Annotated in this window: 16 protein-coding genes; 6 read left to right on the forward strand and 10 right to left on the reverse strand. The window is 70.2% G+C overall.

What is annotated here, in order from left to right; all coding sequences use genetic code 11:
* Positions 1–20 precede the first annotated feature (20 nt).
* The 4 genes from CEK65_RS01325 to CEK65_RS01340 form a co-directional block, all read right to left on the reverse strand.
* Positions 21–902 carry an amidohydrolase family protein gene (locus CEK65_RS01325; protein WP_017916377.1) on the reverse strand — a complete coding sequence of 294 codons (882 nt, stop codon included), beginning with the start codon at positions 900–902 and terminating at the stop codon, positions 21–23.
* Complete coding sequence (locus CEK65_RS01330) at positions 899–1933, reverse strand: aldo/keto reductase (protein WP_017916378.1); 1035 nt, start codon at positions 1931–1933, stop codon at positions 899–901. The genes CEK65_RS01325 and CEK65_RS01330 overlap by 4 nt, the downstream gene beginning before the upstream one ends.
* 410 nt (positions 1934–2343) lie before the next feature.
* Complete coding sequence (locus tag CEK65_RS01335) at positions 2344–2700, reverse strand: hypothetical protein (RefSeq protein ID WP_226980432.1); 357 nt, start codon at positions 2698–2700, stop codon at positions 2344–2346.
* Between the two features lie 75 nt (positions 2701–2775).
* Positions 2776–3483: an HAD hydrolase-like protein gene (locus tag CEK65_RS01340; protein ID WP_152180518.1), complete on the reverse strand. Its 708-nt coding sequence runs from the start codon at positions 3481–3483 to the stop codon at positions 2776–2778.
* 166 nt (positions 3484–3649) lie between these two features.
* On the opposite strand from CEK65_RS01340, the gene CEK65_RS01345 reads away from it, so the two are divergent.
* A complete protein-coding gene (locus tag CEK65_RS01345; protein ID WP_226980433.1) occupies positions 3650–3862 on the forward strand; it encodes a hypothetical protein in 213 nt (70 codons plus the stop codon).
* A gap of 112 nt (positions 3863–3974) precedes the next feature.
* Here CEK65_RS01345 and glpK read toward each other — a convergent pair whose 3' ends face one another.
* The 4 genes from glpK to CEK65_RS01365 form a co-directional block, all read right to left on the reverse strand.
* Positions 3975–5474, reverse strand: coding sequence for a glycerol kinase GlpK (gene glpK, locus CEK65_RS01350; RefSeq protein WP_152180520.1), 1500 nt, complete (start codon positions 5472–5474; stop codon positions 3975–3977).
* A 100-nt stretch (positions 5475–5574) separates the two neighbouring features.
* Positions 5575–6396, reverse strand: a complete 822-nt coding sequence (locus CEK65_RS01355) for an MIP/aquaporin family protein (protein ID WP_017916383.1) — start codon at positions 6394–6396, stop codon at positions 5575–5577.
* 160 nt (positions 6397–6556) lie between these two features.
* Entirely contained in the window at positions 6557–8071 is a 1515-nt protein-coding gene (gene glpD / locus CEK65_RS01360; RefSeq protein ID WP_152180521.1) for a glycerol-3-phosphate dehydrogenase, read from the reverse strand.
* Positions 8072–8359: 288 nt separating this feature from the next.
* Positions 8360–9220: a DeoR family transcriptional regulator gene (locus CEK65_RS01365; RefSeq protein ID WP_051067875.1), complete on the reverse strand. Its 861-nt coding sequence runs from the start codon at positions 9218–9220 to the stop codon at positions 8360–8362.
* Positions 9221–9361: 141 nt separating this feature from the next.
* Here CEK65_RS01365 and CEK65_RS01370 point away from each other — a divergent pair, with 141 nt between their 5' ends.
* Entirely contained in the window at positions 9362–9835 is a 474-nt protein-coding gene (locus CEK65_RS01370; RefSeq protein WP_017907478.1) for a DUF1456 family protein, read from the forward strand.
* Between the two features lie 156 nt (positions 9836–9991).
* Positions 9992–10810: an HDOD domain-containing protein gene (locus tag CEK65_RS01375; protein WP_017913176.1), complete on the forward strand. Its 819-nt coding sequence runs from the start codon at positions 9992–9994 to the stop codon at positions 10808–10810.
* Positions 10811–10898: 88 nt separating this feature from the next.
* Here CEK65_RS01375 and CEK65_RS01380 read toward each other — a convergent pair whose 3' ends face one another.
* A complete protein-coding gene (locus CEK65_RS01380; RefSeq protein WP_152180522.1) occupies positions 10899–12041 on the reverse strand; it encodes an exodeoxyribonuclease III in 1143 nt (380 codons plus the stop codon).
* Positions 12042–12114: 73 nt separating this feature from the next.
* Between CEK65_RS01380 and CEK65_RS01385 the strand changes: the two genes are divergently transcribed.
* The 3 genes from CEK65_RS01385 (at position 12115) to CEK65_RS01400 (ending at position 14095) form a co-directional block, all read left to right on the forward strand.
* Positions 12115–12321: a hypothetical protein gene (locus tag CEK65_RS01385; protein WP_017907475.1), complete on the forward strand. Its 207-nt coding sequence runs from the start codon at positions 12115–12117 to the stop codon at positions 12319–12321.
* Positions 12322–12419: 98 nt separating this feature from the next.
* Entirely contained in the window at positions 12420–12965 is a 546-nt protein-coding gene (locus tag CEK65_RS01390; protein ID WP_226980434.1) for a hypothetical protein, read from the forward strand.
* A gap of 344 nt (positions 12966–13309) precedes the next feature.
* A complete protein-coding gene (locus tag CEK65_RS01400) occupies positions 13310–14095 on the forward strand; it encodes a lysophospholipid acyltransferase family protein (RefSeq protein ID WP_152180524.1) in 786 nt (261 codons plus the stop codon).
* Between the two features lie 51 nt (positions 14096–14146).
* Here CEK65_RS01400 and CEK65_RS01405 read toward each other — a convergent pair whose 3' ends face one another.
* Positions 14147–14983, reverse strand: a complete 837-nt coding sequence (locus CEK65_RS01405; protein WP_152180525.1) for a DUF6348 family protein — start codon at positions 14981–14983, stop codon at positions 14147–14149.
* Between the last annotated feature and the right edge of the window lie 155 nt (positions 14984–15138).

Below are 15138 nucleotides of genomic sequence, written 5' to 3' on the forward strand. Positions count from 1 at the left end.
GAAAATGCACGCGAAGATGGTCATGGGGCGGGACTCCAGGTGGGGGAGGAAGCAATCGGATCGGACAGGCGATAGACGCGCCGCGCAGTGCCGGCGAACACCGCCTCGGCAGCGCCGGCGGCATGCTGCGCGACCCAGGCCTGCGCCAGCGCCATCCAGGCGGCGTAGTCGGCGCGCTGGGTCAGCACCGGCCAGTCGCTGCCCCACAGCAGCCGCTGCGCGCCGAAGCAGGCGAACAGGTGCGCCACGTAGGGGGCAAGCGCAGGATCGTCAATGGCGGCGGTGGCCGGCAGTTCGGTGAGCAGGCCGGACAGCTTGCACACCACGTTGGGGTGCTGCGCCAGTTGCGCCACGCCGTCGGCCCAGGCCTGGAAATCTGCCCCGCCGATGGACGGCTTGGCGGCGTGGTCCAGCACCACGCGCAAGTGAGGGTGGCGCTGCAGCCGTGCCAGCAGCGCCGGCAGGTGCAGCGGACGCACCAGTGCGTCGAACGCCAGGTCGTGCTGCAGCAGCGCGTCGAACGCCGCATCCAGCTGCGGCCGCGCCAGCCACTGCGGATCGGCCAGGTCCTGCACCATCGGTCGCAGCCCCTTGAGCAGGCCGGCGCTTTCGGCGCACAGCGCGGCGATGCGCGCGGCAACGTCAGCGGCCTCGAAATCGACCCAGCCGACCACGCCGACGATGCGCGGCTCGGCACGCGCCAACTGCAGCAGGTAGCGCGTTTCCGCCTCGCTCTGCGCCGCCTGCACCGCCACCAGCGCGGTCACGCCCTGCGCCTCCAGCGTCGCGGCCAGGTCCTCGGGCAGATAGTCGCGGTACAGCACGCCCAGGTCCGGGGTCAGCCAGGCATAGTCGCCACGCGCCAGGCGCCAGAAATGCACATGGGCGTCGATGATGGTCACGGCGTCGGCACCGGCGCGCGCAGCAGGCCGTCGTCGCGCAGTTGTTGCCACAGCGCCGCTGGAATCGCCGCGCGCAGGCGCGTGGCGGCGCTGGCCACTTCCGCCGGCGTGCGCATGCCGGCGACCACCGCACTCACCGCCGGATGGGCGAGCGGGAACTGCAGCGCCGCCGCGCCCACGTCCACGCCGTGCGCGGCACAGGCCGCGAACAGGCGCTGCGCGTGCTGCAGCGTGGCCGGATCCACCGGCGCGTAGTTGTAGGTCTCGCCCGGCCCGCGCGCATCGCTCAGCAGGCCGGAACTGTACGGCCCGGCCACCAGGATGCCGACCTGCCGCTGCAGCGCCTGCGCCATGATCCGCTGCGCGGCGTGCTGTTCGAGCAGCGTGTAGCGGCCGGCCAGCATCACGCAGTCGAGCGGGAACAGCGGCATCAGTTCCACCGCCACGTCTTCCTCGTTGACGCCGATGCCGATCGCCCGGCACGCGCCCTGTGCCTTCAGCGCGGCCATCGTCGGCAGCGCTTCGTCCAGCGCCTGTCGCAGCATCGCCGGATGGCGCTCGCCGTGGGTCAGGCGGCCAATGTCGTGCAGCAGCAGCACATCGATGTGATCGGTGCCGAGCCGCTGCAGGCTGCTCTCGAAGGCACGCAGCACGCCGTCGCGGCTGTAGTCGAACTCGGCGCGGCGGCCGGCCACGGCGAAGCCCTCCCGCCCCGGCGCGGCCGCGGCATCGTCGTAGACGCAGCGGCCGACCTTGGTCGAGAGCGTGTAGCTGGCGCGCGGCAGCCCACGCAGGCCCTGCCCCAGGCGTTGCTCGCTCAGCCCGTAGCCGTAGTACGGCGCGGTGTCGAAATGGCGGATGCCGGCGGCATAGGCATCGGCCACCGCAGCCAGCGCCACCGCGTCGTCCACCTCGGCGTACAGATTGCCGATCGGCGCCGCGCCGAAGCCCAGGGTGGACAGCTGCACGCCACTGCGGCCCAGCGCGCGCGGCGCCAGGGTGGCGTCGGCGGCGACAGCGCTCAGCGCCATGCGCGCACATCCGGAACGACAGCCACAACGGATCGCCCACGGACGCGCGAGGGACGGAAGTGGCTGGGGTCACGCATGGCACGCCTCTGCCCGGGATCGGGCGCGATGAAGGAAGGTCGCAGCATGCACGCCCAGGACGGCGATGGGCACGGCGACTGTTCGCATATGAATATAGCAATCACAAGTGAACAATCAACCTGCAGCGCAGCAATTCCGCTCGGCGTCCGGCCGAGCCAGCCGGCGCATGGCGGGGCCGAGGCCCGATGGCACTCGATGCGCCCCTGGATTCCGCGGCGTCGGTCATGGCGCATGCCACCGGGCACGCCGAGGATAAAGGGGCGGCGCGAGGACGCGATCGACAGGTCCCTTCGCGCCGTGCGCGCCTGGCTGCCTCGCTCGGGTCGTTGGACTCAGCGCGCAGCCGACCGCGTGCCGAAGGCCAGGCGGGTCGCCTTGCGGTCGAACTGCAGCGCCACGCGCATGCACCCCTCGATCATCGGCCGCACGATCCAATGCACCTGCGCCTTGCCGAAGCCGGACGTCACCACCGGAATGGCCAGGAACCCGCTCGGTCCCGGCCCGACGCAGTACCAGAACGCGTCGGCGGTCTGCAGCGCGGCACCGGGTGCGATCGAATACAAGTGGCCGTCGCTGCTTTCGATGGTCTGCCTGGATCGCCTGACCACGGTCAGGTCGCTGCCACGCAACGGCCCGTGCTCGCCCGGAAACGCCTGCTCACGGAACGAAGACTCCAGCAGGTCCGTCACCTGGCGGCGCCCATGCGATACAACGCGCCGATCAGCAGCGCGGCGCTGCCCAGGAAATCGCGTCGGGCAGCCACATCAGGCGTCGCTACCCATGGCAGCGCAGGTACCGCACGCATCTGCCTGCAGCGCAGGCGGCTGCGTGCGGTCACCAGGACCAAGCACCAGCGCGCGCAGCGCGTCCGGCCGCTGCAGCAACGGCAGCGGCGTGTGCGGCTGCAAAGCCGCCGGCAAGGTGTAGCCCCAGGCCACGCCGGCAAACGCAATGCCGGCCTGGCGCGCGGCCTCGGCATCGCGGATCTCGTCGCCCACGCACAGCGCCCGCGCGGCGGGAACGCCGCAGGCACGCAGGCTGGCGCGCAACTTGCGGCGCTTGCCCAGCACCGCCGCGCCGCAGCGCACGTCGCGGAACTGCGCGAGCAGCGCCGGGCCGAACACGCGCGCGACGTTGGCGTGGCTGTTGGACGTGACCAGGGCCAGCTGCACGCCGGCCTGCGCCAACTGCGCGAGCAACTCGGCGACGCCGTCGAACAGCGCGATGCGCTCGATCTGCACGCTCATCAGCGTGCGCATGCGTTGCGCCACCGCCGGCACCCGCCACCACCGCAGGCCGCTGCGCGCCATCAGCTCGCGGGCACTCAGGCTGCGGATCTCATCCAGCCGCGCCACGTCGAAGCGGCGGAAGCCGAATTCGTCGGCGACGCCGTTGATGGTCGCCAGGAACCAGGGAAACGAGTCGGCCAGGGTGCCGTCGAAATCGAAGATGACCAGGTCGTAGTGGCGCATGCGGCGCCAGCATGCCGGAGCGCTGGAGTCGGCGCCAGCGGCGAGCGTGCCAATCGCGATGGCAAGGCGCACGCATCGGCCCGTCTTTCATCCGTCCTTGGCATGCGCTTCACCCGCACGCGCTGCCATGGCGCGCACGCTGGAGCGCCATCGCACGGAGAGGCTCATGCACATGCAATCCCCCAATCCTGGCCAGGACCCGCAGCAGCCGCCGAACGAGGTGCCGGGCCAGGTGCCGAATCCGGGCGTGGATCCGACCCCGGACCGCCCGATCGATCCGATCCCCGACCAGCCGACCGATCCGACCATCCCGCCGATCCAGGACCCGGTCGGCGACGCCCCGGTGCCGGGTCCGCACGGACCGACGCAATACGTCTGAACCATCGCTGGGCGGAGAGAATCCACCGTCGCAGGAGCGGCTTCAGCCGCGACCAGACTTTCCCAGGAACGCCCGATCGCGGTTGAAGCCACGCCTACGTGTTTTGCTCGCCTCAGCGAATCCGGAACCCCATCGTCGCCTCCACCGCCTGCTGCCAGCCGGCATACAGCGCTTCGCGACGCTCGGCCGGCATGTCCGGCTCGAAACGACGGTCCACCGCCCATTGCTGGGCGATCTCCGCACGGTCCTTCCAGAAGCCGGTGGCCAGGCCGGCCAAGTAGGCCGCGCCCAGCGCGGTGGTCTCGGCCACCTCCGGGCGCAGCACCGGCACGTCCAGGATGTCGCTCTGGAACTGCGCCATGAAGTCGTTGGCGATGGCGCCGCCATCGGCGCGCAGTTCCTTCAGTTCGATGCCCGAATCGACCTGCATCGCGGTCAGCACGTCGCGCGTCTGGTACGCCATCGATTCGATCGCCGCGCGAATGAAATGTTCCTTGGTCGTACCGCGGGTCAGGCCGAACACCGCGCCACGGATGTCGCTGCGCCAGTACGGCGCGCCCAGGCCGACGAAGGCCGGCACGAAGTACACGCCGTCGTTGTCGCCGGCGCGCTCGGCGTAGGCCTGCGAGTCGCTGGCCTTGCCGAGCATGCGCAGGCCGTCGCGCAGCCATTGCACCACCGAGCCGGCGACGAAGATCGCGCCTTCCAGCGCGTACTCGACCTTGCCGTCCACGCCCCAGGCAATGGTGGTGAGCAGGCCGTTCTTCGACGCCACCGCCTTCTCGCCTGTGTTCATCAGCATGAAACAGCCGGTGCCGTAGGTGTTCTTGGCCATGCCCGGTTCGAAGCAGGCTTGGCCGAACAGCGCCGCCTGCTGGTCGCCGGCGATGCCCGCGATCGGCACCGCATGCCCGTAGAAATACTGGCCCTGGGTGTTGCCGTAGATCTCGCTGGACGAGCGCACCTCCGGCAGCATCGAGGTGGGGATGTCGAGCAGTTGCAGCAGTTCCTCGTCCCAGCGCAACTCATGGATGTTGTACAGCAGCGTGCGCGAGGCGTTGGTGTAGTCGGTGACGTGGACCTTGCCGCCGGTGAGGTTCCAGATCAGCCAGCTGTCGATGGTGCCGAAGGCCAGTTCGCCGCGCTGCGCGCGTTCGCGCGCGCCCTCGACGTGATCGAGGATCCACTTGACCTTGGTGCCGGAGAAGTACGCATCGATCAGCAGGCCGGTCTTGGCCCGCACCATGTCCTCGTGACCGTCGGCCTTGAGCTGGTCGCAGATGTCCTTGGTCTGCCGCGACTGCCAGACGATGGCGTTGTAGATCGGCTGGCCGGTGGCGCGGTCCCATACCACCGCGGTCTCACGCTGGTTGGTGATGCCGATGCCGGCGATCGCGCTGGCGTCCACCTGGTGGTTGTTGAGCAGTTCGGTGATCGTGGTGTAGACGCTGGTCATGATCTCGCGCGGGTTGTGCTCGACCCAGCCCGGCTGCGGGAAGATCTGCGAGAACTCGCGCTGGGCCATGCCGACGATGCGGCCCTGGCGGTCGAACAGGATCGCGCGCGAACTGGTGGTGCCCTGGTCGATGGCCAGGATGAACTGCTTTTCCATCGGAGACTCCTGCAGGATGCACGCCGCGCGCACGGGCGCGGCGCCAACGGGGAATGGGGACGCGCGCGCAGCGCGCGGAAACGAAGGCACTGCCGGCGCGCTAGCCGCGGCGCGCGGCGGCCTGTTCTTCCTCCAGCGCTTTCACCCGCGCCGGCAGGAACGGATAGATCAGCCACTGGTAGGCGGCACCGCCGATCACGCCACCGATCAGCGGGCCGACGATCGGGATCCACCAGTAGTTGTCGGCCGACGGCAGCGCCGAGGAGCCCCAGCCGGCGACGTAGGCGAACAGGCGCGGGCCGAAATCGCGGGCCGGATTGATCGCCCAGGCTTCCAGATAGCCCATCGAGGCGCCGATGGTGGCCACCAGCAGGCCGATGATCAGCGCACCGGAGTTTGCGGTGGGAGCGGCCTCGTTGTAGCGCTCGGTGATGGCGAAGATGCCGAAGATCAGGAACGCGGTCAGGATCACCTGGTCGCGCAGCGCGTGCATCGGCGTGATCGCCAGGCCCGGCGCGGTGAAGAACACCCCGGCCGCGCCGCCGCCGGCGCGGGTGAGATGCTGGGCCTGGTTGTAGTGGTCGATCACTGGCGCGAACAGCAGGTAGACGATCCACGCGCCGAGAAACGCACCGATTACCTGCGCCACCCAGTACGGCAGCACCTTGGGCCAGGGAAACCCGCGATACAGCGCCAGCGCCAGGGTCACCGCCGGATTGGCGTGGGTGCCGGACACCGAGCCGGTGACGTAGATGGCGATGGTCACCGCCAGGCCCCAGGCGATGCACACGCCCCAGTAGGCGTGCTGGTAGGGGCTGGGGTCGTAGAGCACGTACATGCACGCCACCGAACAGCCGAAGGCGATGATGATCAGCATCGCGATCGCCTCGGAAATCAGTTCGCCCACCAGTTGCCGGCTCATGCCCATGCCTCCCGGCCTGCCGTCGTTGCCGCTGTCGATCCACCCATGCCTGCCACCCTCCACGGTTGCGTCCAGGTTCCTGCGCCGCGGCGGGGGCCGGGCGCAGCGCGATTGTGCACGCGCCGCCGCGGCCCGAACCGGGCCGGCGGCAGCGTTTTGATCATGCCGGTGCCGCGGCCAGGGTGGCCGGCGCCTGTTGCAGGTAGGCGACCAGGCGCTGGCGGCCGGCGGCATCCACGCGCAGGCCGAGCTTGCTGCGCCGCCACAGCAGGTCCTCGGCCTCCACCACCCATTCGTGCTCGCGCAGGTAGTCGACCTCGGCCTGGTACAGGTCGGCGCCGAAGTGCTGGCCCAGGTCCTGCAGCGAGGCGGCATCGCCCAGCAGTGTGTCCGCGCGGGTGCCGTAGTTGCGCGCCAGCCGCTGCGCGGTGGCCTCGGGCAGCCACGGCCGCGCCGTACGCAACTCGCGCGCCAGCGTGGCGATGTCGCTGCGCTCGCCGCCCGGCAGCGGCGCACCGTGCGCGGTCCAGGCCGGCACCTTGCGCCCGGCATGCGCGGTCAGCCGGTCCACCGCCTCCTCGGCGAGCTTGCGGTAGGTGGTGAGCTTGCCGCCGAACACATTGAGCAGGGCCGCACCATCGCGCGTGTCCAGTTCCAGCAGGTAGTCGCGGGTGACCTCGGCAGCGTTGTCCTCCTCGTCGTCGAGCAGCGGGCGCACGCCGCTGTAGCTCCACACCACGTCGTCCGGGGCGATCTGCTTGCGGAAGTAGCGGTTGGCCGCCTCGCACAGATAACGCGTCTCCTCGCCGTCGATGCGCGGTGCGGCTGGGTCGGCGTGGTAGTCGACGTCGGTGGTGCCGATCAGGGTGTAGTCCTGCTCGTAGGGAATGGCGAAGACGATGCGCCGGTCCGGCTGCTGGAAGATGTAGGCGTGGTCGTGCTCGAACAGCCGCGGCACCACGATGTGGCTGCCCTTGACCAGGCGCAGCGCGTGGTCGTGGCCGACGTGCGCCACCTCGTCCAGGAACTGCACCGCCCACGGCCCGGCGGCGTTGACCAGCGACCGCGCGCGCAGTTCTTCGCGGCGGCCGTCTGCGTGCTGCAGTTGCACCTGCCACACACCATCGACGCGGCGTGCGCCGACGCAGCGGGTGCGGGTGAGGATGCGCGCGCCGCGCTGGGCGGCGTCCATCGCATTGAGCACCACCAGCCGCGCGTCCTGCACCCAGGCGTCGGAATAGACGAAACCGGTGCGGAACTCCTCGCGCAGCGGCGCGCCCACCGGATGGGTGCGCAGCGCCAGGCGCCGCGAGCCCGGCAGGGTGCGGCGGCCGCGGCCGAGGTGGTCGTACAGGAACAGGCCGGTGCGGATCATCCACGCCGGGCGCAGGTGCGGCTGGTGCGGCAGCAGGAAGCGCAGCGGCCAGATGATGTGCGGAGCCAGCCGCAGCAGCACCTCGCGCTCGGCCAGGGCCTTGCCGACCAGGGCGAACTCGTACTGCTCCAGGTAGCGCAGGCCGCCATGGATTAGCTTGGTGCTGGCGCTTGAAGTATGCGCGGCCAGGTCGTCGCGCTCGCACAGGCACACCGATAGGCCGCGGCCCACCGCGTCGCGGGCGATGCCCACGCCGTTGATGCCGCCACCGACCACCAGCACATCGTAGGTCTCACGCATAGCCGACTCCGGAAGTGTCGTGTCCGGCTCGGCAACAGTGGCCGAGCGCAGAACTGAGGACGAAAAGATCGTAAACGAACATTTTCGAACATATCACGCTGCACTGCAGCGTGGCGTTGACGGCATCCTGCAAACCGGCCGTAACCGGCCAGCGGCTTAGCTCATAGACAGCCAGGTGGTCGCGCGGGGCCGCTGCGGCGCGATGACCGCGCCACATCACGCAACATTAACGAAACAATCCGAACACACGCCCTGTGGTCACCCCGGCGGCGGCAAGGCCGACCTCGTTCAGTCCGCGGCCGCGTCCAGCGCCGGCGCACCCTGGTCGGCCGCATCGCCCTCGGCGACGAACACGCGGGTGCCGGCCGCCTCCAGCACCGCGGCCAGCTCGGCCGGCGGCGCGCGATCGGTGAACCAGGCGTGCACCCGCCCGATCGGCCCCAGCCGGACCATGGCGTTGCGGCCGAGCTTGCTGTGGTCGGCAGCCAGGAACACCTGCCGCGAGTGCTCGATGATCGCCTGCGCCACCCGCACCTCGTGGAAGTCGAAATCCAGCAGGGTGCCGTCGGGGTCGATGCCGGAGATGCCGATCACGCCGAAATCCACCTTGAACTGGCGGATCAGCTCGATGGTCGCCTCGCCGGTGACGCCCTGGTCGCGGCCGCGCACGCGCCCGCCGGCCACCATCACCTCGAAGCTGGGGTTGGCGCTCATCATCACCGCGACGTTGAGGTTGTTGGTGATTACGCGCAGGCCGCTATGGCCCATCAGCGCGCGCGCCACGTCCTCGTTGGTGGTGCCGATGTTGATGAACAGCGAGGCATCGTCGGGAATGTGCTGCGCCAGCAGCGTGGCGATGCGCCGCTTCTCCTGCGCCTGCAGCGACTTGCGCGCCGTGTAGGCCAGGTTCTCCACGCTGGACGGCAGGCTTACCCCACCGTGGTAGCGGCGCAGCACGCCGGCCTCGCACAGCAGGGTCAGGTCGCGGCGGATGGTCTGCGGCGTCACCTCGAAGCGCGCCGCCAGCCCTTCCACCTCGGCATAGCCCTGCTGGCGCACCAGCGCCACCAGTTGCTCCTGGCGCGGATTCAGCGCGGACACCGCGCTCGGCTTGGGAATCGAATGGTCCATGCATGGATGATGGCGCATGCGCCCGCGGATGCAACCGCGCCGCGTGCACACCCTCGGTGAACCGCAGCCATGGCCCGGGCCTGCGCGGTCTACGCGCCGATGCGGGCCAGCGCCTAGACTAGCGCCCCTCGCCGGGCCTCCCGCACTCCCACACCCGCCATGCTCAACAACGACATCCTGCGCTCCATCCGCTACATGCTCGACCTGAGCGACCAGAAGATCGTCGATCTGGCGCACCTCGCCGATCCCGCATTCCCGATCGACAAGGCGCAGATCCCGGCGTGGCTGAAGAAGGAGGACGAAGACGGCTTCGTCGAATGCAGCGACGCGGTGCTGGCGCATGTGCTGGACGGGCTGGTGTTCCACTACCGCGGCCGCGACGAGAGCCTGCCGCCGCGCCCGGTGGAAGCGCGCATCACCAACAACGTGGTGCTGAAGAAGCTGCGCGTGGCGTTCCAGCTCAAGGACGTGGACATGCACCAGATTTTCGACGCCGCCGGTTTCCCGGTGTCCAAGCCGGAACTGTCGGCGCTGTTCCGGCAGCCGGAGCACAAGAATTTCCGCCTGTGCGGCGACCAGTTGCTGCGCAACTTCCTCAAGGGCCTGACCCTGCGCGTGCGCAGCGCCGGCTGAGCCGCGCGCTCCGCTGCACCAGGGCGCGGCCGTCGCCGCGGGACCGGTCTTCCACACGCCGGCCATCGCGAATCGGTAGGATGCGCGCATTCCGCCACCGTGGCGGCGCGGCCGGCTTCCGGTCCTGCCGCCTCCCGTTTCGTTCCGAGGGTCCCCATGAAGCTAGAGGCGCTGTTCGACCAGTTGCACACCCTGCCGACCATTCCCCAGGTGGCGCAGGACCTGATCCTGCAGTTCGATGCGCCGGGCACCAGCCTGGACGCGGTGGCGCGCAACATCGAGCGGGACCCGGTGATCGCGGCCAAGGTGCTGCGGCTGGCCAATTCGGCGCGCTTCCGCGGCGCGCGCGACTCCACCACGGTGGAAGACGCGGCGCTGCGCCTGGGCTTCAATACCTTGCGCACCCTGGTGCTGGCCTCCTCGGTGACCGGCGCGTTCCATGCCCCGGCGCATTTCGACCTGCGCGCGTTCTGGCTGCACAGCTTCGAAGTGGCCGGCGTGTGCCGGCTGCTGGCGCGGCAGAAGGGCCTGGACGCGGAGACCGCCTTCACCTGCGGCATGATGCACAACATCGGCGAACTGCTGATCCAGACCGGCGCGCCCGACTACGCCGCGCAACTGCACCCGGACGCCTCCTCCAGCGGCCGTGCCGCCGACGAGACCGTGCAACTGGGCTTCGGCTACCCGGAAGTGGGCGCCGAGCTGGCGCGGCGCTGGCATCTGCCGCAGGTGATCCAGAGCGCCATCGCCTTCCAGGCGCGGCCGCTGCAGGCCCCGGAAGGCGAGCCGATGCCGAAGGTCGTCGCCCAGGCGGCGCTGGTCGCCGACGCGCTGGAGCGCCACGGCGGCGCCAACGACCAGGCGCGGCAGGCGGTGACCGGCCCGCTGCTGGACGACGTGGACCTGGACGCGCTGTTCGCCGCGCTGCCGGACGTGATCGAGGCCGATCGCGCGTTTACCGAGATGTTGAAGTAAGGGAAGCCGTGCCGCCACGTCGGTCACACCGCGCGGCGACATAGCGGGAAACTGCGTCTTTCCGATTCTGCCGCACCCTCATCCGGCGCTACGCGCCACCTTCTCCCGGTGGGAGAAGGGGTGGTTTGCGGTGTTTGCCACCGCGCGAGGGCGTCGGCGGCACCGTAGTGGCAGCGCGCGGCTTGCGCGCTTTCGGCGTCTTGGCGGTTGCCGTTTGTGTTGCGCCTTTCTTTTTTGTTGCCGGCGCTGGCGTCGTCGACTTCGCCTTGGTCGTGGCCGTCGTCTTACCCTTGCCCTTGGTCCGCGCTGCCGCCTTCTCCGCCCGCGACGGCGCGCCAGATGCGGAGGTGCGTGTGGTCTTCTTCGCCTTGGCGCCCTTCGTGTTTCCTTCAGCGCCCGCGTCACCGCGCTTCGGCTTCGCCGGCGACGCAGCTGCACCGCGGGCCGGCGCCGCGCCCAGAGCGACCCAGGTCGGCGCATGGTCGCTGGCATGCGGCAGGTCGCGCACCCAGCGGTCCACGCCGGCGTCGCGCAGGCGCGCGGCCAGCGGTGGATTCAGCAGCAGGTGGTCGATGCGCAGCCCGGCATCGCGCTGCCAGTGCTGGCGGAAATAATCCCAGAACGTGTACACGCGGCGCTCGCCGTGCACCTGGCGCAGGCTGTCGGTCCAGCCCTGCGCCAGCAGTTCTGCATAGGCCTGGCGGCTTTCCGGTTGCAGCAGCGCATCGCGCCGCCATGAGGCCGGGTTGTAGATGTCCGCATCGGTGGGCACCACGTTGAAGTCGCCGATCAAGGCGACCGGATGCGGCAGCGCCACCAGGTGCTGCGCATGCCGCTGCAGCCGCGCGAACCAGTCCAGCTTGTAGTCGAACTTCGGACCCGGGCGCGGATTGCCGTTGGGCAGGTACAGACAGCCGACCAGCACGCCGTGCGCCATCGCCTCGATGTAGCGGCTCTGGGTGTCGCGCGGATCGCCGGGCAGGCCGCGCCGGCTCTCGACCGGATCGCAGCCTCTGGCCAGCAGCGCCACGCCGTTCCAGCTCGACTGCCCCATCCACACCGCGCCGTAGCCGGCGGCATGCAGCTCGGCCAGCGGAAAGCCGGCATCCACGCTCTTGAGCTCCTGCAGCCCGACGATGTCCGGCGCCTCGCGCTGCAACCATTGCAGCAGTTGCGGCAAGCGGCTGCGGATGCCGTTGACGTTGTAGGTGGCGATCTTGAGCGTCTTCATCCGGCACGCCTGCAGAACCTTCCATCACCTTGGCCCCGCTACCCTCGCCGCATCGTGAAAACGGAGCCGCCGCATGACCCCGCTCGACAAACCCTTGCGCCGCGCACTGGAGATCGACGGCGTGCACTACACCCTGACCGTGGACCCGGACGGCCTGAAGCTCACCGAGAAAGGTCGTCGCAAGGGCCTGGACTTACGCTGGAGCGCGCTGGTCAGCGGCGACGCGGCATTGGCGACCGCGCTGCAGGCCTCATTGGCCGATCGCCCGGGCAAACGCTGAGCGGGAGCGCGGCCGGCGACATGCCCCGGCCACGCAGGCAGGCACGGCCACCGATGGTGCTATCGTCGCGCCATCGGCAACCAGCAGGGAGCGGGCGGATGCGCAAGCGCAGCGATGAGGCGTTCGAAAACGGGCAGACGCGCCCCCGGCACGCCCGATGGGGCATGGGCGCGCTGCTGCTCGCCCTGCTGCCGCTGGCGGCTTACGCCGCGCCGGACGTGCCGGACAGCCTGCGCGTGTCCAGTACCAACACCTACGCCGCGGGCACGCCCGAATGGCGCCAGGTGCGTGATTGGCTGGCGCAGCATCGGCCATCGGACGCCGGCCCGGCACGGGCCCAGAACCTGGAGCGACTCGGCCCGCTGGTGCTGACCTACGCACGTGCGCTGCACGGCGTGCCGACCCAGGCGCCGGTAGCGCTGCCGCTGCCCGACCAGGGCGCGCCCGGCGACAGCATCGCCATCGCCAGCTGCATCGACGGCCTGCGCCAATCGTGGATCTACGGCGTTGAGGAAGCATCCATGCATGACTGGACGCTGACGTCGTTCGCCATCTCACAGCGTGCGGACTGCACACAGGCGACAGCGCACGCTGAGCCGGCGACCTCAGCAGACTCTGCAGGCGCGGCATCGGCGCACCGCTAGTCACTTGCCATGGCTCGGTGAGCGCGGTTGACTCGCAGGAGCGGCTTCAGCCGCGACGAACGAAGCAGGCCAGCCATCCGTCCCTGGAAGCAGTCGGGACTGAAGTCCCTCCCACAGTGCCCCCAGCCAGCACATCGCCGGTTCCTGTGGAAGCGGCTTCAGCCGCGACGCGCGGAGCAGACAGCACGCCGGACCGCCAGCAGGTCGCCCGTGGATGCTGAAGTACACACGCCTCGGCTACCATCGCCGAGGGCGCGCCGCCGCGCGTGCCGACCGTGCCCTCACCTGCGACCCCGATGCCTTCCGCTTCGCCTCGACATGCTGCAGACGCCGCGATTGGCCGCGTGCGCGCCATCGTCCGACTCGCCGTCTGCATCGCGGCCAGCGTGCTGCTGATCCCGCCACAGTGGCTGCTGATGCGCGTCACCCGCGGCCGCGCCGCGTTCGTGCTGCCACGGCTGTGGTTCGGCTGCCTGCGGCGCGCGTTGGGCATTCGCGTCGAGGTGGTGGGCACGCCGCGCGACGCAGGCGGGACGCTGTTCGTCGGCAACCACATCTCCCACTTCGACATCGTGGTGCTGGGCAGCCTGCTGCGCGCGCGCTTCATTGCCAAGAACGATATGGAACGCTGGCCGGGCATGCGCCACATCGGCGCGCTGGCGCAGACCGTGTTCATCAGCCGGCGCCGCCAGGATGCGGCCGCGGTGGCCGCCGCCGTGGCGGCGCAACTGCGCCCGGATCACGACGTGGTGCTGTTCGCCGAGGGCACCACCTCTTCCGGCGAGCGTGTGGCGCCGTTCAAGTCCAGCCTGTTCTCGCTGTTCCTCAGTGCCGACCCGGGCGCGCGGCAGTGGACGCTGCAGCCGTTCACGCTGGAGGTGCGCAGCGTCGACGGGCACCCCATCGCGCAAGGCGGCGATCGCGATGCCTACGCTTTCTACGGCGAGATGCAGGCCGGTGCGCACGTCGCGCACTTCCTGCGCCTGTCCGGTGCGGTGGTCAGGGTGACCTTCCACGCACCGCTCGCGGTGGCGCCGGGCAGCGACCGCAAGGCGCTGGCTGCGCAGTTGCACGGCATCGTGGCGTCGGCGCTGCCCAGCGCGCCGACGGATGCCGCTGCGGCGGCCTAAACCGCCGCTGCACAACACTGAGCGCGCGCTCCGGCGACGCGCGATGACGCGTCAGTGCGCGGTGTCCGGCACCACCTGCTCCGGCAGGCGCACCACCGCGTACTGCTTGCGGAATTCCATGGCGCCCAGCGCCGGCCAGGTCTCGGCGTAACGGCGCAGGCAGGCCACGCCGTCGGGAAAGTCCTCGCCGTTGACCCGGCAATCGGCCGCGACCTCGCCGTCGGCGTCGCGCGAGGCGAACAGGCGGATCCCGAGCATGCGCTGATCCCGCTGCAGCAACGGCATCAAGGCGTCCAGGCTGTTGGTGAACAGGCAGCACGGGCAGAACGCGTGTTCGGTGTCCTCGCCCGCCGCGGCCCGCGCGGCGTCGCCATTCATGTGCGCCACCGGCCCCAGCACCACCGTGCGCCGCAGCGCCGACTCGGCCGTGGCCGAGGCGGGGAACTCCATCTGCAGCGTCATGCAGCGCGCATCGGCCGGCGCGGCCACCGCCTCCGACAGCGCCACCAGATCGGTGCGCGCCCACGTCGTGAAGCCCGAGGCCAGGCTCGCGTCGGTGTCCTCGCCGATGGAATGCTGGAACTCGACGATCCCGTCGGGGAACAGGGTGCGGTGATGCACGCGAATGCAGCTGGCCGTGCGCACGCCCTTGCGCAGCTCGGCCAGATCCACCAGTTCGGTGAGCAGTTGCAGGCCGTTGCCGAGCACGACCACCTCGTCGTGCAGGGTCGCCGCATGCCCCTCGCGCTGCAGCACCTGCAGCAACAGCTGCTGCAGAGTATGGCGCGGCTGCGCGTCGGGCGCGGGCTCCGGCCCTGCAGCCTCGTGGGCGGTATCGGCCCCGCGTGGCGAGGTGCGGGACAACAGGCGTCGCAGTCGATCGATCATCCTTGCTCCAGGGCGTCCAACGCGCCATTGGTCGCCGGAAGTATGCGCAGTCGCCCGCGGCCACGGCAACCGGCGACGCCACGCTGCCCCGGCGACCAGCGGGCCATGGGACGGCGCCAGGGGCCTGGGTGTCTCTCGCGTCGCACGCCAACCGC

This window comes from Xanthomonas sp. LMG 12459, assembly GCF_009192905.1.
Classification (GTDB): Bacteria; Pseudomonadota; Gammaproteobacteria; order Xanthomonadales; family Xanthomonadaceae; genus Xanthomonas_A; species Xanthomonas_A sontii.